Origin of the sequence: Aeromonas sp. HMWF014 (genome assembly GCF_963878295.1) — a bacterium.
In the GTDB taxonomy this organism is placed as follows: domain Bacteria; phylum Pseudomonadota; class Gammaproteobacteria; order Enterobacterales; family Aeromonadaceae; genus Aeromonas; species Aeromonas popoffii.
This window is the reverse complement of record NZ_CAWNYS010000375.1, coordinates 1-1,386: the sequence shown is the minus strand read 5'-3', so window position 1 is coordinate 1,386 and position 1,386 is coordinate 1. Positions and strand designations below refer to the sequence as shown.

1 protein-coding gene and 1 pseudogene are annotated in these 1,386 nt (G+C 56.8%); both read left to right on the top strand.

Translation table 11 applies throughout. The features are described 5' to 3' along the window. Positions 1-765 (top strand): leukocidin family pore-forming toxin (locus tag AAC083_RS15405; protein WP_219927896.1); only part of this gene is annotated, 765 nt, incomplete at its 5' end. 163 nt (positions 766-928) lie between these two features. Then, positions 929-1,264, top strand: a pseudogene (locus AAC083_RS15400) (transposase); the annotation flags it as partial. Positions 1,265-1,386 lie beyond the last annotated feature (122 nt).

Below are 1,386 nucleotides of genomic sequence, written 5' to 3'. Positions count from 1 at the left end.
AATTACTCGGGGAGCGCCCAGCAGGTGAATTTCAGCTGGGTGCGGGAGCAATATGCCACTGCGCAGTCTCTGCTGTACTCCAATGAGTCCCTGAATAAGGACAAAGGCTACCCTGTGGATCACAATCGCATCAAGCCGCTCAGCTACATGGGATTCGTGCCGAATCTTGACGTCATCTACAAGGCGAGCGCGGGCGAGACGGGCTCCACCTACTTTTACATTGACTCCTCGGTCAACATCCGTCCCATTTACACCGGATACGATTTTGCATTTATGACGAAATACTATGGCTTCGACGATGCCAATATGCGCAGACGGGTGACTGCATCCACCAGTTTCACGGTGGATTGGAAGCACCCGGTGTTTACCGGCGGTCGCCCGGTCAACTTGCAGCTGGGGGGCTTTAGCAACCGTTGCCTGAGCGTCAATACCCAGCAAAACGTGAGCGCCGTGATGTGTAACGAGACCTCGACCGACCAGTCTTTCATCTATGACCAGTACGGCCGCTATGTTAGTGCACGGGATACCGGCTACTGCCTGGATGCCAGCAACCTCGGAAAGATGCAGGTCTGCAGCCTAGACCTGAGACAACATTGGGAGTGGAAGCCTAATAGTGATGCGCTCAGCAACAAGAGCACCCATCAGCTGCTGGGTCACAACACGCAGACGGGGGCGCTGGCGCTCTATGACGAGAATGGCCTGCCTGGTGACGTCAGTCTGCGTACCCTGACCAACTACACCCAGGTTTTCGCCTTAGAAAAGTAAACCGGCAAGTGATTGAATGTTAGTATCTTGACCAATAAAAGCGCCGGCAACTTGCCGGCGTTTTCATGAGGGTCAGCCGAGCGTCAGGCCTTGGGTTCGAGCAGCGGGGTGAGCCGCTCGGCCAGCTTGTAGAAGGTCTGTACCGGGGGGCTGGGACACCACTGACGCTGAGGTGCTGCCGACATTGCTCAGCCCACTGCGGCGCAAGCTGGGGCGAGTTTATGCAGATGGCGCCTATTACAGCAAAGCCAGCCATCAGCTGATCGCGCACAAAGGGGCGACAGCCTTTATCCCGCCTCGCAAGAGCGCGGGGTTATGGAAAAAGGGAGATCCGATACATGAGGCGGCGCTGGTGATGCGCAAGGAAGGGGTGGCGCACTGGAAGAAGATGTCGAGGTCTCACCGTCGCTCGCTGGTGGAAACGGCGATGTGCCGGTTTAAACAGTTGATGGCGGGCAAAATCAGTCTGCGAACATACAGTGCGTCTATGGCGGCCATCGAGGATCCCGGTTTGGCGCTGGCGGGGGAGATCGGCATAATGGCGCTCTCACAGAGCAGAGGAGATCTCATGAAATATATCGGAGCCCACGTCAGTGCCGCCGGTGGGGTGGAGAACACCAT